At 45.8% G+C, this 22,867-nt stretch carries 19 protein-coding genes; 10 read left to right on the top strand and 9 right to left on the bottom strand.

Annotation, left to right across the window (positions count from 1 at the left end):
- Window positions 1-283: 283 nt before the first annotated feature.
- The 3 genes from K2Q13_RS08425 to K2Q13_RS08435 all read right to left on the bottom strand — a co-directional run bounded on the left by K2Q13_RS08425 (window position 284) and on the right by K2Q13_RS08435 (window position 2,369).
- A complete protein-coding gene (locus tag K2Q13_RS08425) occupies window positions 284-493 on the bottom strand; it encodes a hypothetical protein (protein WP_292920623.1) in 210 nt (69 codons plus the stop codon).
- Between the two features lie 57 nt (window positions 494-550).
- Entirely contained in the window at window positions 551-952 is a 402-nt protein-coding gene (locus K2Q13_RS08430; protein ID WP_292920624.1) for a universal stress protein, read from the bottom strand.
- Window positions 953-1,031: 79 nt separating this feature from the next.
- Window positions 1,032-2,369 (bottom strand): SulP family inorganic anion transporter, encoded by a 1,338-nt coding sequence (locus K2Q13_RS08435; protein ID WP_292920625.1) that lies wholly within the window; start codon window positions 2,367-2,369, stop codon window positions 1,032-1,034.
- 1,800 nt (window positions 2,370-4,169) lie between these two features.
- On the opposite strand from K2Q13_RS08435, the gene K2Q13_RS08440 reads away from it, so the two are divergent.
- The 10 genes from K2Q13_RS08440 (at window position 4,170) to K2Q13_RS08485 (ending at window position 14,296) form a co-directional block, all read left to right on the top strand.
- Window positions 4,170-4,493 (top strand): hypothetical protein, encoded by a 324-nt coding sequence (locus K2Q13_RS08440; protein ID WP_292920626.1) that lies wholly within the window; start codon window positions 4,170-4,172, stop codon window positions 4,491-4,493.
- A gap of 400 nt (window positions 4,494-4,893) precedes the next feature.
- Window positions 4,894-5,814 carry a branched-chain amino acid transaminase gene (locus tag K2Q13_RS08445; RefSeq protein WP_292920627.1) on the top strand — a complete coding sequence of 307 codons (921 nt, stop codon included), beginning with the start codon at window positions 4,894-4,896 and terminating at the stop codon, window positions 5,812-5,814.
- A gap of 25 nt (window positions 5,815-5,839) precedes the next feature.
- Window positions 5,840-6,043, top strand: a complete 204-nt coding sequence (locus tag K2Q13_RS08450; RefSeq protein ID WP_292920628.1) for a zinc-finger domain-containing protein — start codon at window positions 5,840-5,842, stop codon at window positions 6,041-6,043.
- 107 nt (window positions 6,044-6,150) lie between these two features.
- Complete coding sequence (locus K2Q13_RS08455) at window positions 6,151-7,527, top strand: phosphomannomutase/phosphoglucomutase (RefSeq protein WP_292920629.1); 1,377 nt, start codon at window positions 6,151-6,153, stop codon at window positions 7,525-7,527.
- 24 nt (window positions 7,528-7,551) lie between these two features.
- Window positions 7,552-9,183: an NAD+ synthase gene (locus tag K2Q13_RS08460; protein ID WP_292920630.1), complete on the top strand. Its 1,632-nt coding sequence runs from the start codon at window positions 7,552-7,554 to the stop codon at window positions 9,181-9,183.
- Between the two features lie 41 nt (window positions 9,184-9,224).
- A complete protein-coding gene (locus K2Q13_RS08465) occupies window positions 9,225-10,739 on the top strand; it encodes a M48 family metalloprotease (protein ID WP_292920631.1) in 1,515 nt (504 codons plus the stop codon).
- A 102-nt stretch (window positions 10,740-10,841) separates the two neighbouring features.
- Complete coding sequence (locus K2Q13_RS08470; protein WP_292920632.1) at window positions 10,842-11,987, top strand: efflux RND transporter periplasmic adaptor subunit; 1,146 nt, start codon at window positions 10,842-10,844, stop codon at window positions 11,985-11,987.
- Window positions 11,987-12,745 (top strand): ABC transporter ATP-binding protein, encoded by a 759-nt coding sequence (locus tag K2Q13_RS08475; RefSeq protein WP_292920633.1) that lies wholly within the window; start codon window positions 11,987-11,989, stop codon window positions 12,743-12,745. Before K2Q13_RS08470 ends, K2Q13_RS08475 begins: the two co-directional genes overlap by 1 nt.
- A 3-nt stretch (window positions 12,746-12,748) precedes the next feature.
- Entirely contained in the window at window positions 12,749-13,972 is a 1,224-nt protein-coding gene (locus K2Q13_RS08480; RefSeq protein ID WP_292920634.1) for an ABC transporter permease, read from the top strand.
- Window positions 13,973-14,140: 168 nt separating this feature from the next.
- Window positions 14,141-14,296, top strand: a complete 156-nt coding sequence (locus K2Q13_RS08485; RefSeq protein ID WP_292920635.1) for a hypothetical protein — start codon at window positions 14,141-14,143, stop codon at window positions 14,294-14,296.
- A 145-nt stretch (window positions 14,297-14,441) separates the two neighbouring features.
- Here K2Q13_RS08485 and K2Q13_RS08490 read toward each other — a convergent pair whose 3' ends face one another.
- The 6 genes from K2Q13_RS08490 to K2Q13_RS08515 all read right to left on the bottom strand — a co-directional run bounded on the left by K2Q13_RS08490 (window position 14,442) and on the right by K2Q13_RS08515 (window position 22,532).
- Complete coding sequence (locus K2Q13_RS08490; protein WP_292920636.1) at window positions 14,442-15,743, bottom strand: MFS transporter; 1,302 nt, start codon at window positions 15,741-15,743, stop codon at window positions 14,442-14,444.
- Between the two features lie 34 nt (window positions 15,744-15,777).
- Window positions 15,778-17,163: a class II fumarate hydratase gene (gene fumC / locus K2Q13_RS08495; protein ID WP_292920637.1), complete on the bottom strand. Its 1,386-nt coding sequence runs from the start codon at window positions 17,161-17,163 to the stop codon at window positions 15,778-15,780.
- A 117-nt stretch (window positions 17,164-17,280) separates the two neighbouring features.
- Window positions 17,281-17,766, bottom strand: a complete 486-nt coding sequence (locus K2Q13_RS08500; RefSeq protein ID WP_292920638.1) for a hypothetical protein — start codon at window positions 17,764-17,766, stop codon at window positions 17,281-17,283.
- Window positions 17,767-17,866: 100 nt separating this feature from the next.
- On the bottom strand, window positions 17,867-18,379 hold the full coding sequence (locus tag K2Q13_RS08505) for a hypothetical protein (protein ID WP_292920639.1): 513 nt from the start codon (window positions 18,377-18,379) through the stop codon (window positions 17,867-17,869).
- Window positions 18,380-18,473: 94 nt separating this feature from the next.
- A complete protein-coding gene (locus tag K2Q13_RS08510; RefSeq protein ID WP_292920640.1) occupies window positions 18,474-19,637 on the bottom strand; it encodes a ribonucleotide-diphosphate reductase subunit beta in 1,164 nt (387 codons plus the stop codon).
- Window positions 19,638-19,667: 30 nt separating this feature from the next.
- Complete coding sequence (locus K2Q13_RS08515; protein ID WP_292920641.1) at window positions 19,668-22,532, bottom strand: ribonucleoside-diphosphate reductase subunit alpha; 2,865 nt, start codon at window positions 22,530-22,532, stop codon at window positions 19,668-19,670.
- Window positions 22,533-22,867 lie beyond the last annotated feature (335 nt).

A 22,867-nucleotide genomic window follows, 5' to 3' on the forward strand; every position in this document is an offset into this window, starting at 1 on the left:
GGGGATTTTTACAAGAATTATTTGTGTTGCTGGTCATTTTCAAGAGAATACGGCATATGAATATCCACAGAAGTATCTGAAGTGATTGTCGGATCAAATTGTGATCACTACAAAAAGATTAAGGTTCTACACTCTCTGTCAGTGGCTCATAATCGAAAGTGACAATTGCAAAGAAAAACACTATTAAGAGCAACAGCCTATTTTTAGGCTATAGACTAGCAAAAAAATAAGATGCCAGTCTATAGTATTTTATATCTTGTTTATGATAACAATCTGTTTCTATTTATTTTATAAGACGACGCGAGGCCTTTTTTGGATACAAGCGGGCTAATAATAAATAAGTAGTAAATAAAGCTATTCCCATATGAATTTCATCGCTCAATACAATACTCGTATTAACACTAATGTTTGGTTGTTGAATATTGATATACATTGCATATAAAGCCAAGAGCATCGTCGCTAAAGAAACAACAAAAATTTTTTGGATTGTCATGTTAACTCCTAATATTAGATAAAATAATTTATAAATAGTGAGGTGAATTATTTTTAATTAAATTCTTACCAACATTATTGAACAGTCGATTTTCTTAATTAGCTCTTCTGCTACAGAACCAGAAAAGAAACGATCCAATCCTTTGCGGTTCGAAGTACCAACCACAAGCAAATCTGCCTTCCATTCAATTGCTGACTCTGCGATTGCCATAGTGATCCCATTCAAACCGTATTGGTCATCAACAAGGATGAGTTTTGTTTCAATCTCTAAATCATTTAGAGTTGATTTTGCTTTTTCTAATACTTCAAGCCCAATTTTCTGACTAGACTGACTATCATCAATAATGCAATGAGCAATACATAATGATGCTTTGAAAATTTGAGCGATTCTCGCAGCTGTTTCCAAAGCATGTTTCGAGAATTCACTCTCATCAAGTGCAATATAAACTCTTTTGAACATATTTAGATTTTCCAAGATTCGTTAATTATTTTTTGTAACATTGCCTTAAGGCAATGTTACAAACAGATTTGGAGCCTCTTTACTGTAAGTTAGAGTTATCACTTTTGAGGCTACGAAAATATCTTTTAATGACTTCTTTGCCAGGCGTCTGCTCATGCTTGGTATAAACCATATAATGGATAACGCCATGGATTGCCATTGCAGCCAAAAGCCCCTCAAAGATACCTACCTTAAACACTAAGGCTGCCGTTATAACCGCTAGAGTCAATGCATATGAACCGTAGTGCGTCACATGCACCAATCCCGCTATCATCTTGTAGCCAGTGAAAAGCATAATTGCAGCCAAGGCAAATTTAGGAAGATAATCCAAATATTGCACATTAAACGTGAAAAAGCAGACAACGGAACCAACGATTAAAACTGAGAATTTAGTCATGGCACCAGCCAGCCTGTTCGTTGTACTTTTAGCGAGTCCGTCCAGGTTTGTCATGCCATGAAAGAAACTTGATCCCAGATTGGCAACCCAGATTGCCAGCAAGCTATTGTTACTATTAGTTTTACGTTTCAGCGGATCAATTTTTTCAATTGCCGCATTACTCATGACTTGTTCAATTACATCAACGATTGCCAGCATGGCACAGAATAGAATCATGTAACCCAGCATCATCAAAGTTACATCTGCTGCCGGTAATGGTAATTTGAAATGAAGATCAACATCTTCTACAGTAATCATGGGAACACTTACAAATTGCGCCAGAATTACGCCACCTATGATGAGCATAAAATAAGGAATGGCAGGCTGTTTATCTTTAAATTTTGCAAAAAGAAACAGGAATGCTGCAACCCCGGCCGCAGAAATTGCCACCATTTGTATCCGTGCCTCATTCCAGAAATTCTCAGTAACCATTTCTACTGGAATTTCGTAAGTAAACTCAAAGAACTTCAGGAATATTTTTAATCCCACACCTGCCAGTAAGCCTTCCACCAAATATACTGGAACTGCTACAAGCAAATACCTCTGCCAATTAAATTTCCATATAATTGCCTGCATTATTGCCGTTAGGAAAATACAAAAAGCCATGTTCTCCCAACCAAAACTAGCCACTCCAAGCGCCAGAACGGGAGCCAAGCCAGCAGCAATTCCTGGTGATCCTATATAATTACCCGGCCTAAACCAGGCAAAGAGCCATCCTATAAAAGAGGCAAACACTACGGTTGCCAAACCTACTTTAATCGGGTAATCAGACATAATCGCTATTCCTATTGACAAGGGAATAGCCATTGCACCAGTTATCAAACCTGCGGCAGTATCACGAAAAAAATATTGCGCCTGAAAAGCGGCAGATCCATATCCACTTGAATTTAAATTCTCAAGTTGACGGTCTGTTGATAAGCCTTTATCTATATGCGTTGCCATAAATTTATACCTCTTCTCGAAATTCAGCTAATCTGTTAAAAATCATGATGGAAGAACAAAGACTGTTGTTTAATTGCCAGAGTAATTCTTGTTATACATATTGATTTGTCATCACAAGTTCCAGAAGCCGGTTCATCAACATGCTTTTAATTACAAAAACATTCCTTGCAATACAACAGAATAGTAATACTGCGTGCAATTCGCTGTATATTGGGTAAAGTATTAAAATAAGCAGGGGTATTAATTACGCGGACTAAAAGTATTACCTAGATTTTCTAAGTGTTTCTATTAGATTTAATCAATAATTAGTGAAAAAACCATAAATGACCAATAGATAGATCACCTGAGAAATGGGGAAGATTGTTGCTAAAAATTGCAGAGGGGCGCTGATAAATTGTTATTCAAATTTCAAATGAGCATAAGCAGCGCATCTTTAATATGGAAGCGTCGATATATGAGGTGATTTTCCTATTCGAACTGTGACATAGACAACTTTATATATACTCCACTCACTTAAATTTTTTAAGACTCTGTTGCTTTTAGATTGTGTATGAAAAAGGTTTTAATTAGATAGCTCACATACAAAGCAAGAATAAAATCGGACAGAAGATATCCTGCGACTATGCTAGGCAATTCTGTAATTAATACAATGCTAAAAACAATCAGAATAATCAGGTAAATTTTATTAGAAATCATAAAATCATCTCCTTCATAAGCTAACAAATATATATCTAACAAAGATCCTAAGTGTCAGCTAGCAGTATACAGACTATTCACAAAAAAATCACAAACTTTTCACAAAAAATTCACAATCTATTTACGAATATTCATTTCGAAATATAAACAATAACTTATGGATACTGATCAATATCTTTATTAAGAATCACTGTTTCATTTATAAAAAAATTACGGCAAACCGGAATAGGTTATTAAGTTCTATTATGAGCCATATTAAAGAATCAAAGTCGGGAGCAAGAAACGTAAAAAATATGCATATCAATTCACCGCAAAAATCTACCGACAATGATATGGGCAGACAAACCATTCTAAATTGCCAAGATTTCGCTCAGCTCACTAGATTCAAGTCTGTGTTTCTCGCACCAAACTGCTGCTTGAGTCCCCTCGACATTACCAGTATCAGCTGGTGAATACGCAAAACTATCCGCTACTACAAGTCATTAACGCAATCGCACAACATCTCCAAAATGTTCGACTGGGAATTTGAGGGTTGCCTGAAAGTACTTTTCCCGAGTCAACAAACTTTGCATTAATAGTTTAGGCAATTTTTTTGGCTGTAAGAAGCTGGTAATTGAACCAATGACCTAAACCGAAAATCTAGCCATACCACCAACAAGCTCATCTCGCGTCAGTTACCTTGGCTGGCCAAGTGCTTAATTTGCACATTATGATTTCAATCTTGCTTTTACTAACAAACCAGCACGTTAACAGCGTGCATAGCTTTTTAACGCTTTCTTATCTCCTGGCGATATATTTGATTGTCTGTCATTTCGCATTCGCTTTTTGTTTTACAAAAGCTATACTACAGGAGGAAGCTTTAAACTTACTTAAAGCAGCGTTATCTGGGACAAAAAACCGCATAAAGAAAGAAGTACGCGACGTGTTTCACGGATAAGCTCACCAAGATACAGCGGGAGTGAGTCCATTCGGTCAACATATGCAGTTCTTCTCATCCGTCACCGATTAGCTGCTTAACAACAATTTGACTTGAATTGAAATTGAACAATCATCTAACCTCTATTTGACAGAGAACCTGTCGAATTTTAGTAAAAAGGGATCAACATGTTTCGCTCATTTTTTATGTTAATAGTCCTTGCGAGTATGCTCCTTGGCTGCGCCACTTCCAAAGAAGTGTATCTTGCTGATGGAGCCAAAGGGCATAATATCAACTGTAGTGGCTCTCGCAGAAATTACAGTCATTGCTTGGAGAAAGCTGGTGATATCTGTGGCACACGAGGATTTCACGTGCTGAACCAGCAAGGAGATATTGTTCCTTTGTCACAGGCAATCCGTGAATTTAGGGCAAATGCGCAGTCAACATCAATCGGATTTTTGACACAATCGGGTTCGATAGTTAATCGTAATCTATTTATCAAGTGCAAGTAAAAGGGGATAAGGGTCGGAAATAATAGGGGAAAAATCATAATATATGTCGCAAGACAAATGCTTCTTTAAGAAAAACTGCGGTCATACTCACCCCGTCGGTAGCGCTAAGCATCTTGTGTGCAGATATCAGATATAAAGACTATGAAAGCACTACCACAATCCAGTCGTTGTTCAGTCAAACTCACTATCCCTCGCATTGTCCTCTATCTTAAGCCTATTCGTACAATTCGATAAATCGATGGCATCCATTATGCGCACAATTAATAATTCCTCGAAAAACCTAACTGCCTTTATTAATGAATATGCCGCGATATCACAATCCATTACAGTGTTTTTACGCTACGCCAAATTAAGTTAGAATATACGCTTTTTAGAATCTATCTTTAAGGGGAGTTCCTGAATGTCAATGGCTGACCGTGATGGTGTGATCTGGTATGACGGGAAGATGGTTCCCTGGCGGGATGCCAATACACATGTATTAACCCATACGCTGCATTATGGTTTGGGTGTTTTTGAAGGATTGCGCGCCTATGAAACCGCACAAGGATCAGCAATATTCCGACTGCAGGAGCACACTGACCGCCTGTTTAACTCGGCGCATATTTTCATGATGAAAATACCCTTCAGCAAGGATGTGATTATGCAAGCGCAATGTGACGTGGTAAAACAAAACAAATTAACTTCCGGTTATATCCGTCCGATCATTTTTTATGGCGCTGAAGCAATGGGGCTTTCCGCCAAAACATTGTCCGTGCATGTCGCTATTGCCGCTTGGCCTTGGGGTACCTATTTAGGTCCAGAAAGCCTGGAAAATGGTATTCGTGTCAAGACATCGTCATTCACCCGGCATCATGTCAACATCAATATGTGCCGCGCCAAATCAGTTACAACTTACGCCAATTCAATCCTGGCCAATCAAGAAGTTGGATTGAATGGGTACGATGAAGCCTTGTTGCTGGATGTCGAAGGCTATGTTGCTGAAGGATCTGGAGAAAATATTTTTATTGTCAAACAAGGTAAAATTTTCACGCCTGATCTAACTTCCTGCCTGGAAGGTATAACGCGCGCATCCATCATTGAATTGGCCGCAGAAATAGGCATTCCCGTGATTGAAAAGCGCATTACACGCGATGAGGTTTACTGCGCGGATGAAGCATTCTTCACCGGCACTGCCGCGGAAGTCACACCGATTCGCGAATTAGATAACCGCATTATCGGAGCAGGCAAACGAGGACCGATTACCACGCAACTACAAACGCTATTTTTTGATTGCGTCAAAGGTAAAGCCCAAAATCACACCAGCTGGCTTACCTTGATTTAATAATGCACCATTGGAGCTAACTTGTATGAATCAACAAACCAATAATAAAGCCCGCGAAATCGAAGTGACTGCAGACGACTTGCCACTCCATTGTCCGATGCCATCGATGTTGTTGTGGAATGCTCATCCGCGGGTTTTTCTGCCGATTGAAGCTACCGGCGAAGCACTTTGCCCCTACTGCGGCACTCACTACACGCTCAAAGGCGGCGCTGCACCTGGCCATCACTAAAACCCGCTGACTGATGAGGAAACCTGCGTTCTGATGATAAATTGTAACGAGATAAATACCAATTTTCCACGTTGTATTAACCACTCTTTTTTCGGATTTATTAAATAATGCAAACCATTCCTCATGAAATTTTTAAAGCTTATGATATCCGCGGCATTGTCGGCAAAACCATCACCGTCGAGAATGTCGAAAAAATCGGACATGCCATAGGTTCTGAAGCGCGCGCCAGGAATCTAACGGCAATTGCAATCGGGCGCGATGGCAGGTTATCAGGCACCGAGCTATCCCAGGCGCTCGCGCGGGGTATCCGCAACAGTGGAATCGATGTAGTGGATGTCGGCATGGTCGCAACACCGATGCTTTATTTCGCCGCGCACCAATTATGTCAATATTCCGGCGTAATGGTGACCGGCAGCCACAATCCGCCTGAGTATAATGGCTTCAAGATTGTACTCGGCGGCCAGACGCTGGCAGCCGAAACCATCCAGGCCTTGCGAATACGCATCGAAAGCAATGATCTGGTCCACGGAACTGGCAATTATTCAGAACAAAATATTGTCAACGCTTATCTGGAACACATCACCCAGGATATCAAGCTCAGTCGTCCGCTCAAGATCGTTGTCGATTGCGGCAATGGCGTGGCTGGCGCATTCGCGCCCGCACTTTATCGCGGCTTGGGCTGCCAGGTCACTGAATTATTCTGTGACGTGGATGGCTCGTTCCCTAACCATCATCCTGATCCGTCTGTGCCCGAAAATCTCAATGACGTGATTCATGCGTTGAAAACCACCGATGCCGATATTGGATTGGCTTTTGACGGCGATGGCGACCGGCTGGGCATCGTGACTAAGAACGGCAACATCATTAACGCCGATCGCCAGCTCATGCTGTTCGCCGCAGACGTATTATCGAGAAATCCAGGTGCAAAAATCATTTTTGACGTGAAATGTACCCGCAACCTGGCACCTTGGATCAGCAAGCACGGCGGCACCCCTGTCATGTGGAAAACCGGACACTCGTTTATCAAAGCCAAGCTGATTGAAGAAAAAGCCCTGCTGGCCGGCGAAATGAGTGGGCATTTGTTTTTCAAGGAACGCTGGTATGGTTTTGACGACGGCTTATATGCCGGTGCACGATTACTGGAATTGATAAGCCGCGAAGCGGATATCAACGCCACGCTGAATAATCTTCCCGATAGCCTTAACACACCGGAAATACAGGTACGTACCGCTGAAGGTGAAAATCATGCTTTGATAGCACAGTTGCAGCAGCAAGCAGTTTTCAGCAATCCTCAACAAGTGATTACTATTGATGGGCTACGCGTCGAATACAGCGATGGATTTGGCCTAGCACGCGCTTCCAATACCACGCCCGTGATCGTTTTGCGCTTTGAAGCCGACAATGAAACCGCGCTAAAACGTATCCAGGAAGATTTTCGTCACAACATTCTACAAGCGAAGCCCGATGCTCAACTCCCCTTCTAGCTTGCAATAACACCCAGGCAAACCATGCACATTGCCATTGCTCAGATTAATTGCACGGTAGGGGATATCACTGGCAATGCAGCCAAAATACTGGCTGCGGTGAAACAAGCCCAGCAAGCAGGTGCAGCGTTGGTCATTACGCCCGAATTGGCTTTATCCGGATATCCTCCTGCGGATTTGCTGTTACGCGAAACATTCTGCCAGTTCTGTCAGGACGCCTTGACAAAACTGGCAGAAGCGATCGGCGACATCACCTTGATCGTAGGTCATCCCGGTTTTGAAGAAGACGAACTTTATAATGCCGCCTCGGTCATTCGCAATGGTGAAATTCAGCATACCTATCACAAAAGAATTCTCAACAAATCACCTTTTTTTAACGAAACCTATTATTTTGATGCCGGCACCAAGCCATACCTATTCGAATTGGAAGGCATTAAATTCGGCATTGATATTTGTGCTGATTTCTGGCTCGGTCACTTGCCCGCAGACGTGGACAGCTCCAGCCTCGATATCTTATTAGTACTCAATGCTTCGGCTTATCATATCAAGAAGCAAGTGTCGCGCTATCAAACCACGCACCAATTTATCAAGCATACCGGCATCCCTGTTATCCACACCAACCTAATCGGCGGACAAGATGAGCTGGTTTTTGATGGAGCATCGTTTGTCATGAATGGGCAAGGTGAACTTACGCATCAGCTGGAGGAGTTTGCTGAAACCATTGAACTCATCGAAATTCAGGACAAGCAACCAGTGAAAGGTAAGTTAACTCCGGCACAACCTTCTATCGCCAGCATCTACCAAGCCTTATGCTTAGGGGTTCGGGATTATGTTCAAAAAAACGCTTTCCCCGGTGTGTTGCTGGGGCTTTCCGGAGGCGTAGACTCGGCACTCGCGCTCGCAATTGCGGTCGATGCGTTAGGCGCAGACCAAATCAAAACGGTCATGATGCCATCGCAATATACCGCCGACATGAGTCAGGAAGATGCCAATGAAATGGCCGAATTATTAGGGGTTAAACATATTGAATGCAGCATAGAACCGCTGTTTGATTTATATCTGAAGAAAATCGCTAAGGATTTTCAGATTTCACTGGACCCGGCTGATTCTAATACCATGCCGGAAAATATTCAGGCGCGCATTCGCGGCACACTATTAATGGCGCTATCGAATTATACCGGCGCAATGGTTCTGACTACAGGCAACAAATCGGAGATGGCGGTTGGTTATTGCACCCTGTATGGCGACATGGCAGGCGGCTTTGCGGTATTAAAGGATGTCAGTAAAACTCTGGTTTATCAGTTGTGTGAATATCGGAATCAAATCCAGCCTGTTATCCCTGAACGCATTATCCGCCGCGCGCCATCGGCTGAATTGCGCCTAAATCAGACTGATCAGGACAACTTACCCGCGTATGAAATTTTGGATGGAATCATCGAAGCCTATGTCGAGAAGAATCTTACACCGGCAGAAATCATTGCATTGCATTACGACGCAGCCGATGTCGCCAAAGTCATCCAACTCATTCATAAGAACGAATACAAACGCCGCCAGTCTCCTCCGGGTATTCGTATCACACACTGCGATTTTGGTACCACATGGCGTTATCCCATCGCCTCGCATTACAAGACTTGGGCAACAACCGTTGCAGAATAAGCATTCACGGAACTCGAAAAACAAATAGATATCCTATTATCATGAAATTAGCGTGTTTGATAATTGTGCTATCGACTTGGTTCTCGACCATTAGTTTTGCGCATGAATTGCCTGAGTTAGGCGATGTATCGCAGGCCAGTATCACGCCCCATCAGGAGCGACAGTTAGGCCTGAGCATCATGCGCCAAGTCCGCGCTGATCCGAGTTATATGGATGATCCCGAAATCGCCAGCTATCTTGGTAACCTGGGTCATAAGTTAATCGCCAACTCAAGTGAAGCCAGTGCAAATCAATTATTTGAGTTTTTCGCGATCGATAATCCCGCCATTAATGCATTTGCATTGCCTGGTGGCTTCATGGGATTCAACAGCGGTTTGATTATCGCCGCGCAAAGCGAATCCGAATTAGCGGCCGTGATGTCGCATGAGATTGCACATGTCACGCAAAAACACCTGGCACGCATGATCGCTGCGCAGAAATACGACCTGGTCAAGCAATTGGCAGCGCTAGCCGTCGCTATCGTCGCCTCGCGTGCTGATGCGCAGGCAAGTCAGGCGGTATTGATTGCCTCACAAGCCAGCATGATCCAATCAAAATTGGATTTCACCCGTAATCACGAAAAAGAAGCCGATCGGATTGGTTTAAGCATTTTATTAGACGCGGGATTTAATCCACAAGGCATGGCGGATTTCTTTGAACGCTTGCAACGCGCCGGACGTTTTCATGAAAATGGCGCACCTTCTTACCTGCGCACGCACCCGATCACCTATGAACGTATCGCGGATATTGAGAATCGCACGCGCAAACTGCCTTACCGGCAAGTTCCAGATAGTATCGATTTTTTACTGGTGCGCGCGAAGTTGCGTGCGTTGCAGGGAAATGCGCGTAATACCGTGCGGCAATTCAAAACGCGCTTAGCCGAAAAACGCTATAACAATGAGGCGGTTGAACGCTATGGCTATATTCATGCATTATTGCGTGCCAAAAAATACAAACAAGCCAACGCAGAGCTGGCCCTCTTGTATCAAGTTTTGCATAGCGATTCATCCATACCCGTGTTGACTAATCACCAACTCGGAGAAACCGTGCGCATTGAATCCAAAAGTCTTATCGCCGGCGCAATGATTGAAACGCTCTCAGCCCGAGTTAAACTGACCAATGGAGATACAACCGACGCTTATAATGCTTATAAAACAGCGTTAAAAATTTATCCACAATATCGCGCACTGATCCATGGCTATGCACAAGCATTAATAGAGAACAAGCAAATTGATACGGCGCTTGAATTTATTACCCAGAAATTACAACTGGTGCAAAGTGATCCGCAATTGTTTAGCCTGCAAGCCCAATGTTACGAGCTATTAGGTGATAAAATGCTCAAGCATCGCGCGCTCGCCGAGTCTTATTTGTTAAAAGGACACTATGCAGGCGCTGTTGATCAACTAAAGACTGCGCTACAAAATAGTAATGGCAATTTTTACCAACTCTCCAGTGTAGAAGCGCGTTTGAAGCACGTAGAGACGCTCAGGGAAGAAGCGGATAAAGCGGAAAAATAAAACCGCTTGGAGAATTTCCAACCCGCTAATTTTTTGCCGCGCATTCCCGGGCATATCTTTCTATTGATCGTGTGCACAATTGGATTTAATAAAACCTCTCAAATGGCAACTGCTAGCACAAGAAAAATCATCATTGTTTTGATACTGGTTACAATTACCGCCGCCTATTGGTATAGCGGCGATACAGAAGAATCTTTAGCGAACAAATATAAGACCCGGGCTGTTGAACGCGGCGATATCATGCAAACCATCTCCGCCAACGGCACGTTGACTCCCGTAGTGCTGGTCAATGTAGGCACACAGGTTTCCGGGACAGTGGCTAAGTTACATGTGGATTTTAATGACCAGGTAGAAACTGGGCAGATACTGGCTGAACTTGATCCCGCCCTATTACGCGCACAATTGCAGCAATCAAAAGCCAATTTTCTCAATGCGCAAGTCGCGCTAAGAATTGCCGAGAACAAATTAAAACGCCAACAAATATTGATAGAAAAAGAATTTGTTTCAACCGAGGCATTAGAAATCATTGAGCAGGAAACTGAAGCTGCGCGCGCGCAACTGGCCATTAACAAAGCTCAGGTTGAACGCGACCAGGCCAATCTCAACTACAGCGTGATTCGCTCACCGATTTCCGGCGTCGTCATCGCACGCGATGTCGACATTGGCCAAACTGTGGCTGCCAATTTTCAAACGCCGATTTTATTCCAAATCGCCAAAGACCTGCGGCAAATGCAAATCAACATCAGTGTTGCCGAAGCCGATATCGGACAGTTGCATATCGGCCAATTAATAAATTTCACTGTAGATGCCTTTCAGCAACGGAAATTTTCCGGTACGGTCAAACAAGTTCGGCTCAATCCGACCATTCAGGAAAACGTCGTTACTTATAACGTCGTGGCCATGGTTGATAATGATGATGGCGCATTATTGCCCGGCATGACCGCCAATATCCATTTTGTGGTGATGCATAAAAACGACGTGCTGCGCGTCCCCAATGCGGCTTTAAGATTCCAACCCAAGGACATGGAGTTAAGTGAAAGCGGCAAAGCGTCTAAATCCCCGCAACAACCGACGGTATATCTACTCATGGGAAACCGCCCTGCTCCGGTTACCGTCACCATTGGAATTACCGATGGTAATTTCACTGAAATTAGTAGCGACGCAATCAAAGCGGGTGATAAGGTGATCCTCAATGAAGTCATCGATAAAAAAGAATCTGAGACCAAGTTCAAATTAAGAGTCCTTTGATGTCTTCGATTCAGACCACGCATTCCACCCAATCACTTATTCAATTAGAACAGCTTTGCAAAAGCTACAGTTTGCAGGATGTACATGGCCAAACCATCACAACCCAGGTTCTATACCATATCAATTTGACCATTCATCAAGGTGAATTTGTCGCCATCATGGGGCATTCGGGATCGGGTAAATCTACCTTAATGAATATACTCGGCTGTCTGGATACCCCGACCAGCGGGTCGTACTGGTTATCCGGCAAGAACGTGGCGGCACTTTCCAGTAATGAATTGGCACAAATCCGCAATCGAAACATCGGGTTTGTATTTCAGGGATTCAATTTGCTCAAGCGCATGACAGCGCTCGATAATGTGGCAACACCGTTGCTCTACGCCGGCATCAGCCGCTCCAAGAGCCGCAAGCAAGCGTTGGAATTCCTGCGCCATACCGGTCTGGAAGATTTTGCCATGCATCAACCCAACCAGCTTTCCGGGGGACAGCAACAACGGGTCGCAATCAGTCGCGCTTTAATCAATCATCCCTCGCTGATTTTGGCTGACGAGCCAACCGGCAATCTGGATTCACAAACCAGCAATGATATTATGCAGCTATTTGAGAAGCTTAACCGAGACCAAGGGATCACCATCGTGCTGGTCACGCACGAAGATGATATTGCGGCCTACGCGAAACGTTTAATCCATTTAAAGGATGGACACGTCACTATTGATAAAAACAATACCGAAGTGACGGCCTTGCATGAGACTTTTTGATTTATGAATCTATCGGCGATTTTTGGTGAAGCATTGCGCGCCTTACGTCAGAACCGTCTGCGTACAGGATTAACCATGCTGGGCATGATCATCGGCGTTGCCGCCGTCGTACTAATGCTATCGATTGGTCAGGGCGCACGCACCAAAATCAACGAAACCATCGCCGCGATGGGCAGCAATTTGTTGCTCGTAGTGCCTGGCGCCACGTCTTCCGGCGGCTTCAGTTTTGGCAGCGGCAGTGTCAGAACTTTGACCATTAATGATGCGAATGCCATTGCGGAACTCTCATCAATCCGGTCAACTGCGCCGGTGACGAGTGGAACGGTGCAACTTAACTACGCCGCCAAGAATTGGAGCACCCTCATTACCGGCACCACACCGGAGTATTTTGATGTCGGTAACTGGGCCATGGAGTCCGGGACAGCCTTTACCGAATCCGAGGTGCGATCGGCTGCGCGGGTCGTTGTTTTGGGATCGATCACGGCGAAAAGTCTCTTCGGCGATGAAGAGCCGGTGGGAAAAACCGTACGCATCACCAACCGTCCGTTTCTGGTTGTCGGGGTGTTAATGGCCAAAGGTCAAAGTCTCACTGGTCGGGATCAGGATGATAATGTTTTCGTACCCATCTCCACCAGTGAACGGCAAATCACCGGCAATCAGTTTCCCGGTTCTATTCGCTATATGCTGGTACAAGGCGCATCAGCAGAAGAAATGGATCTCGCCGAAATTGAAATTACGCAATTATTGCGTCAGCGTCACCGCATTCCAAACGGCAAGGATAATGACTTCACGGTTCGCAATCTAACCGCCATCGCCGACGTTGCAACCGATGCCGCCAAGGTCATGTCAATTGTACTCGGCGCAATCGCATCGGTTTCTTTATTAGTCGGCGGAATCGGCATCATGAACATCATGCTGGTATCCGTGACCGAACGCACCCGTGAGATCGGCATTCGCATGGCGATTGGCGCCAATCAACGCGCTATCCTTACGCAATTTTTATTGGAAGCGATGATGATTTGCATCATGGGCGGTTTAATTGGCCTGCTGATAGGTATTGGCGGCGCCTGGCTGGTCAGTCAGGTTGCCGATATGTTAATTGTAATTACCTTGGGAATGATCGGCCTGGCATTCTTATTTTCTTCCGCAGTCGGCATTTTCTTTGGTTTTTATCCTGCACAAAAAGCCGCCTCACTTAAACCCGTCGATGCGCTTCGATACGAATAAATTGCTGATATAACAATGCTTATCGGCATTATGAGTATATCGTTGCCTGCATCCAATTCAATTTATTATGCGTTTTCCAAAGGATAAATGCTTGCAACATGCTATAGTCATGGTGTGACAAGTTCACAAAGTCATAATTATTAATTTATTGAAGAGAACGTTTATAAAATGAAACTTTTAAAATTTTTTGCAGTAACAATATTTGCATTGACATTAGTAGCTTGCGGTAAACCTACGGCTCCAGAAAGTGCTAAAGAGGAAGGTTACGGCACGACGCATGAAGGCAAACCGGCTGAAGGCCGCAATGAGCTTCCAGCTGACTAAGTTAGTCACGCTAAAAGCATATTGACATTGTATTCAATGTCAATAAATTGACTTAAGACCTGTAGGAACAATTTATTGCTCCTACAGACTTTAAAATAAGAAAATGGATCAATCAACAAAACTTCCGTAAAAGAATCACTATTAGTTAATATTTTATATTTGCTAATTTACGCCCTCTTGACTCATCCACCGTTGCCAGCAGCAATAAACCCACAATAAAGAATACCAAGGTACTGAGTAACGCAATGCGTTGATCTCCCGCAAATAGATAGACCATGCCGCCATACGTCAGCGGACCGATGATCGCTGATAGTTTCGTGGCCAAGCCCCACAACCCGAAAAACTCCCCTTGCCGTCCAACTGGTGTGAATTGACCGACTAAGGCTCGTCCTGCTGATTGTGCGCCACCGAGTGCGGTACCGATCAAATTGGCCGCGACCCAGAATAACCATTCATCGGTGGCCAAATAAGCGCAGACAATCGCTGCAATCCAGATCAGCAATGTGATGGCAATACACCGGCTTGAACCGATGCGATCTTGCAGGTGGCCGAACAAAAAAGCACCGATGGCAGCCGTTACATTGACCACCATAATCAGCACGATGGTGTCCTGCGTTTTGAACCCCATCACTTCTTGCGCATACACCGCCGCCAACACGATAACGATGTATATGCCAGCATAGTAAACCGTCAATGACAACAGAAAACGGAATAAATCGATATGTAACCGGGCCTGACGCAAGGTATCGCCTAAACGACTAAATCCTGCGCGAATGATATGCCTGCTATCAACAGATTCGGATACGTCCACCCGCTCGCGCAACCAAAGCAAGGTCGGCAATGCCGCAATGCCAAATAATAGTGCAACAATTAAATTGGTGATCGGAACATATTGTGCGGCTTCCAATCCCTGCTTTTCCGCATACGTGACATAGGCCAAACACAGCGCCAATGACAGCAAGCCGCCGAAATAACCCAGCGCCCAGCCATAGCCGGAAAGCCGCCCCATCGTTTCCGGCGTGCTGATTTCCGGCAAAAATGCCGCAATCAGATTTTCACCGCTGGCAAACATGAAAGTCGCAAGGATCACCAGTATCACGGCCAAAGCAATATCACCGGGGCCAGCAAAATACAATAACGCAGTAAACACCACGCAACCGATCGTGGTTACCGTCAGGAATCGCTTCTTGGCGCCGGAACAATCGGCGATCGCCCCTACAATCGGCGCGCTCAGCAATACCAGTGCATTGGCGGCCGCCATGGTGATTGACCATAGCAGTGTCGCGTCGCCACTGCCGCGCTCGGCAGCGATCACGCCGACAAAATAGGCGTTGAAAATAGCGGTCAGAATAACCGTGGTATAGCCGGAATTAGCGAAATCGTACATGCACCACGCAAAGCGTTCTCGCCGCGTGGCCGGATCGAAATGATTGGGGGTCAATGCCATAGCAAAAACAGATAAGTCGATAAATGCAGCGTGTTTATTTTCCTGTCATCGTTTCCGGCACCACCCAGGTATCGAACTGTTCCGCCGTTACATAGCCGGTAGCCATCGCTGCCACCTTCAGGGTAGTACCTTCTCGATGTGCTTTTTTAGCAATCTCGGCGGCCTTGTCGTAGCCAATATGCGGATTCAACGCGGTCACCAACATCAACGAGTTATGCATCAGCGTATCGATGCGTTCCCGGTTGGCTTCAATACCCACCGCGCAATGATCGTTAAAACTGACCATGGCATCCGCTAATAAGCGCACACTTTGCAGGAAATTATGGATGATCAGCGGTTTCATCACATTCAACTCAAAATTTCCCAGAGCGCCGCCCATGTTGACTGCGACATCATTTCCCATCACCTGGCAACACACCATGGTCATTGCTTCAGATTGCGTCGGGTTGACTTTTCCCGGCATGATGGAACTGCCCGGCTCGTTTTCAGGAATGCGCAACTCGCCGATGCCACAGCGTGGCCCAGAAGCCAGCCAGCGGATATCATTGGCAATTTTCATCAATGAGGCGGCCAGCGTCTTTAATGCGCCATGGGCATGCACCAAGGCATCGTTACTGGCCAATGCCTCGAATTTGTTCGGTGCAGTCACAAACGGCAAGCCGGTCAAACGCGACAATTCCGCCGCCACGCGCACCGCAAACTCCGGATGCGCATTCAAACCGGTGCCGACCGCCGTGCCGCCCAATGCCAACTCGCACACATGCGCCATCGCGGCTTCGACATGACGCAGCCCATGATCCAATTGCGCCACGTAACCGGAAAATTCCTGCCCCAGCGTCAACGGCGTGGCGTCCTGCAAATGCGTGCGGCCTATTTTGACAATGCTGCTGAATGCTTCGGACTTAGCCGCCAACGTGCCGCGCAATTGCTGCATGGCGGGAATCAGCCGCTGCTGCAGTTCCTGCACCGCGGCAACATGCATCCCGGTCGGGAACACATCGTTGGACGATTGCCCTTTATTGACATCATCATTCGGATGCACAATCCGGTTGGCGCCACGCTCGCCGCCGAGGATTTCCGACGCCCGATTCGCCAATACTTCGTTGACATTCATGTTGGTCTGCGTGCCGGAGCCGGTTTGCCACACCACCAGCGGAAACTGATCGTCAAAATGACCGGCTGTGACTTCGTCGGCAGCCTCAATGATCGCCGCGGCACTGGCGGCGCTGAGCAACCCAAGATCATGGTTGACTTTGGCGGCCGCGCGCTTGACCCTGGCCAGCGCATGAATCAACGCCACCGGCATGCGCTCATTGGAAATCTTGAAATTTTGCAATGAGCGTTGCGTTTGCGCGCCCCACAATGCTTCTGCGGGCACTTCAACTACGCCCATGGTGTCTCGTTCTTCACGGGTTTGCATGGGTATTTACCTCGCCAGATTGGATAAATTGGGGAACTGGTTTACTAAGATTTCGCTTTGACATTTCATTCATTGCATATATTTAACGTCGAAAGTGAGGGAGAGATGGTTGGTGGGTCAAGAAGACATCCACGATCCACCATGGCTACCGCGATTTATATTTATGGGGGACGATTCTTTAGTAGTTATGTTTATCTTGCACTCGGGACAATGAAAACCACGACCGTGTGGTTGCAGCGTGGTTTTCTTTTTCTTGTCCACACAAGCTGTACAAAGATAGTGCATCGGCTCTCCGTTCTCTTGTTCTGGCTTCAGCGCATAAGCGAGGGCTCCGGTTGGGAACTGAAAAAGCATATAACGCTGAATTTGGCTCTTCCAGTCTTCGACCTCTGATATTTGCTTTTCAAGTTCGCGCACCCGCTCAGCAAGCATCGCCTGCTTCTCTTGACTTGCCAACTCAGAAGCGATAGCGTCCGTAAGCTTTATCTGAACAGCGGTAACTGCGCTGAGGAGTTCGCTATGATTTGAAAGACCGTGAGCAGCTTTGACTATCTCTATAGCGGTCTTGGCGCTCTGGATAGCAGCGGTGATTTCGGAGTACATTTCAAGATCTCCAAAGTTTAGCTTGAGGGGTTCGGAAACAGGCGGTGAAACCGATTGTTTGAGTACTCCTCTCGAAGCGATTGTTAGCCAATTTATTCGTTTAGTACCGAGGTTCGTCTTCTGTAAGTTTTTTTAGATTTTTCTCAAACATATCTGTATCTCCATTCTCTAATAACTTGTAATTGCACATATATTCTTCATACGTCACTCTATGGAGCTGATAAATTCTTCTGCGCCAATAAGGCTTGGCTTCTTCCTTTGCTCGTTCCCAATCATGCTTCAGTAGCAAAGAAGCTCTTATGATTACTTCGTTATCGTTTGAGTTAATTGAGTTTATTAGTGCTTTAATCAAACTTATATCTTCAACATGAAATGGATTTAGGCGAATAGCAAGCTCCCTGTGCATCTTTGATTTCTCTTCTTCGCTTGCGTCAGGGTAGCTAGAGATTATTTGTCTAATTCGCTCACGCCACTTTGCCCTCTCTTTTGTAATATTGTTGACATAAATGGTTCGTTCTGTATGCGCTCTGGTTGCGTAAGCCGTAACGATGGCTGCCAAAAAAGCTGAGCTGAGTATGGCTGCCAGAAAATATGAATTGAGTATTTCGACCATGGTCATAGAATCCTCAAGATCATTCGCAATAATGTTTAACGTAGCATATACAACTAGAAAGTCGCATAAACGACTGCATCGGCTACAGCAGCAATCAATCCCAACTCAGCGCACCACCGGTTTGATATTCCGTCACCCGCGTTTCGAAGAAATTCTTTTCTTTCTTCAAGTCCATCATTTCCGACATCCATGGGAACGGGTTATTGGCATTCGGATACAGCGTATCCAGACCGATTTGCTGGCAGCGGCGATTGGCGATATAGCGTAAATACTCCTTGAACATCGGCGCGTTCATTCCCAATACGCCACGCGGCATCGTGTCCTCCGCATAACGGTATTCTAAAGCCACGGCTTTTTGCATCAACGCAGAAATTTCTTCGCGGAATGCTTTGGTCCATAGATGTGGATTTTCCATTTTGATCTGGTTGATCACATCAATGCCAAAGTTACAGTGCATCGATTCATCACGCAAAATATATTGATATTGCTCGGCCGAACCGGTCATTTTATTTTGCCGCCCCAGCGCCAGAATCTGCGTGAAGCCCACATAAAAAAACAAGCCTTCCATGATGCAGGCAAACACGATCAGGCTTCTGAGCAACTGCTGATCCGTTTCCAAGGTGCCGGTCTTAAAGTGCGGATTAGTCAGCGTATCAATAAATGGAATCAGAAATTCGTCTTTGTCGCGAATCGAGGATACTTCATGATAAGCGTTAAAGATTTCACCTTCATCCAGGCCCAGTGATTCAACGATATATTGATACGCATGGGTATGAATGGCTTCTTCAAACGCTTGGCGCAGCAAATATTGGCGGCACTCGGGATTGGTAATGTGGCGGTATGTCCCCAGTACAATATTGTTGGCCGCCAATGAATCCGCCGTCACAAAGAAACCCAGGTTACGCTTGACTAGGCGGCGCTCATCTTCGGTCAGGCCGTTGGGGTCTCTCCACAACGCAATATCCCGGCTCATGCTGATTTCTTGCGGCATCCAATGATTGGCACAGGCTCCGAGATATTTATCCCAGGCCCATTTATATTTGAACGGCACCAATTGATTCACGTCCGCATTGCAATTAATGATTTGCTTATCTTCAACCGAAATGCGGCGATTGGCGCTGCCGGCAATGGCTTGCTCATCCGTGGCATCACTGGCTGTCACAGTGTGAGAATCCTTAAACAGTCCTTGTAGCGGCCCATCCAAACCTGGGATTGATGGCATTTCAGCTTTGATTGATTCGTCTTCAAATGTCAGCATAATTGGCTCCTTTCTCTTGATCTTGTTGGATTATTGACACGATTCGCAGCTTTCGTCATCGATCGCGCAATATTTGATTTCAACTGTGGATACTTCCACCGCCGCCTTAACCACCCCGCCATCAGCAGGCACGGCATTCAGTGAGCCTGCACGCACGGTCGATTTCTCCGCTGCGGTGGCGCCCATCGAGCGCAAATAATACGTAGTTTTCAGACCGCGCAGCCACGCCAATTTATAGGTTTCATCCAATTTCTTGCCGGACACGCCCCCCATATAAATATTCAGCGATTGCGACTGGTCGATCCATTTCTGCCGCCGCGCGCCTGCTTCAATCAACCACAGCGGATCCATCTCAAATGCGGTCGCGTACAGGGTGCGAATATTTTCCGGAATGCGGTCGATTTTACTGATCGCGCCGTCAAAATATTTCAAGTCGGAGAGCATGACTTCATCCCATAGATTGAGCTTCTTCAGATCGTTGACCAGTGATCGATTGGCAATCGTGAATTCGCCGGATAGATTCGATTTAACGTACAGATTCTGATAAGTCGGTTCGATACTCGCAGAAACACCCACAATGTTGGATATCGTCGCAGTGGGCGCGATCGCCAGGCAGTTTGAATTACGCATGCCATGCAGTTTGATGCGCTGCCGCAATGCATCCCAATCCAATGTCGCCGAGAGGTCCGCCTCGACATAGCCGCCGCGTTCCTGTTGCAACACCGTCAGCGTATCGTGCGGGAGAATGCCGCGATCCCACAGACTGCCTTGATAACTGCTATAACAACCGCGTTCCTGCGCCAATTCAGTCGAGGCCCAGTAAGCCTGGTAAGCCACCGCCTCCATGGAACGATCGGCAAATTCCACCGCTTCTTGCGAACTGTAGGAAATACCCAGTTGATGCAGGCAATCCTGGAATCCCATGATGCCCAATCCAACCGGGCGGTGCTTCAAGTTGGCATTGCGCGCTTTCGCAACGGCGTAGAAATTGATGTCGATGACATTATCCAGCATGCGCATGGCAACATGGATGGTGCGTTTCAGTTTGTCCATATCCAGCGCGCCATCCTTCAAATGCGCGACCAAATTGACCGAACCCAGATTGCAAACGGCAATCTCCTTATCGTTGGTATTCAGCGTGATTTCCGTGCACAAATTAGAGCTGTGTACCACGCCGACATGGTTCTGCGGTGAACGGATATTGCAAGGATCCTTAAAGGTAATCCACGGGTGTCCGGTTTCAAACAACATGCTCAGCATTTTGCGCCACAATTGCACCGCCGGAATTTTTTTGAACAACTCCAGTTCGCCACGCTCAATCTTGGTCTCGTAACCTAAGTACGCTTGTTCAAATTGCCGACCGAATTTTTCATGTAAATCCGGAACATCCGAAGGTGAGAACAAGGTCCAGTCACCGCCTTCTATGACACGTTTCATAAATAAATCGGGAATCCAGGTGGCGGTATTCATGTCGTGCGTGCGGCGGCGATCGTCACCGGTATTTTTACGCAGCTCGAGAAATTCCTCGATATCCAGATGCCAGCATTCCAGATAGGCACAAACCGCACCTTTGCGTTTGCCGCCTTGATTAACCGCGACCGCGGTATCTGACACCACTTTCAGAAAAGGCACCACGCCCTGCGATTTACCATTGGTGCCTTTGATGCGCGCGCCCATTGCACGCACCGATGTCCAGTCATTACCCAATCCACCCGCATACTTGGCCAGTAATGCATTTTCCTTGATGGATTCATAAATGCCATCCAGATCATCCGGCACTGTGGTTAGGTAGCAGGATGATAATTGCGAGCGGCAAGTCCCGGAATTAAACAATGTCGGTGTCGAGCTCATGAAGTCGAAACTCGACAGCACTTGATAAAACTCGATTGCACGCGCTTCCCGGTCGATTTCATTCAACGCCAACCCCATCGCCACGCGCATAAAAAACGCTTGCGGCAATTCGATGCGTTGTTCTTTGATATGCAGAAAATAGCGGTCATACAAAGTTTGCAATCCCAGATAATCAAACTGCAGGTCGCGATCCGCATCCAGCGCTTCGCTCAAACGCGCCAAATCAAATTGCGCCAGGCGTTGATCCAATAGGTCGGCTTCAATGCCGCGTTTGATGAAAGCCGGAAAATACTCTTTATATTGCGACGCCATCATCTGCTGCGAGACCTCTGCGCCAAGCACTTCATGACGTACATTATTCAATAACAAACGTGCCGTGACATAACTGTAAGCCGGGTCTTTCTCAAACAACACGCGCGCCGACAGAATCACGGATTTTCTAACTTCTTCGATGGGTACGCCGTCGTACAAATCCTTTAATGTGGCTTTTAGAATCAATGACGGATCAACGGTATTTCCCAATCCTGCGCAGGAAGACTCGATCAATGTAGACAATTTAGCCACATCCAGTGGTATTCTTTGCCCGTTATCCATCACATACAATACTTCAGCCGCTGTCTCTGCGGTTGATTTTTGCTTCAGCTTAGCTCTTTCCCGCGTGCGTTCTTCGCGATACAGCACATAAGCGCGCGCCACATCGTGTTCACCGGAGCGCATTAAAGCTAACTCAACTTGGTCCTGGATATCTTCGATATGAAAAGTACCGCTATCGGGCTGCCGGCGCAGCAAGGCATTCACCACATCCTGAGTTAGGCTGACCACCACTTCACGCACCCTGACCGATGCAGCGCCTTGGCCGCCATCGACTGCGATAAAAGCTTTCGTCAAAGCCACCGAGATCTTGCCGGGCTCAAACGTGACCACGGCACCATTACGGCGAATAACTCTATGTTGGGAAAAGCGGGAATTTTGTGTCGGCGTATCGTTAAAACTTGAAGTTCCGGATACAGGCTTGAGGTTGGTATGTTCTGTCGCAAGTTGCATTGATGATTCCTCCTGACTGAATATTCACCAAAGAAAATACAAATTTCCATGTATTCAATGAAATAGTATGATTCTCACAAAACCACTACATATAGTGGTTAAAGACAATTACTACAGCACCGATAGTACACCACAAATTATTTTATTGCTGCAATTTTTTTATTATTTGTCAGAATAAAAAATAATTTGTGGCAATTTTTATTTAAGATTGAATTCGATCAGGGAGTTGGAGAAAGTTGTTTTATATACAACAAACACGACATACAAATAAGCTAACAATTGACACAAGAGCACTGTTTCAACAAAGCAAGAAATCGCCACGCTAACTTGCACAA

The sequence above is a fragment of the Nitrosomonas sp. genome, assembly GCF_019752095.1.
GTDB lineage: Bacteria > Pseudomonadota > Gammaproteobacteria > Burkholderiales > Nitrosomonadaceae > Nitrosomonas.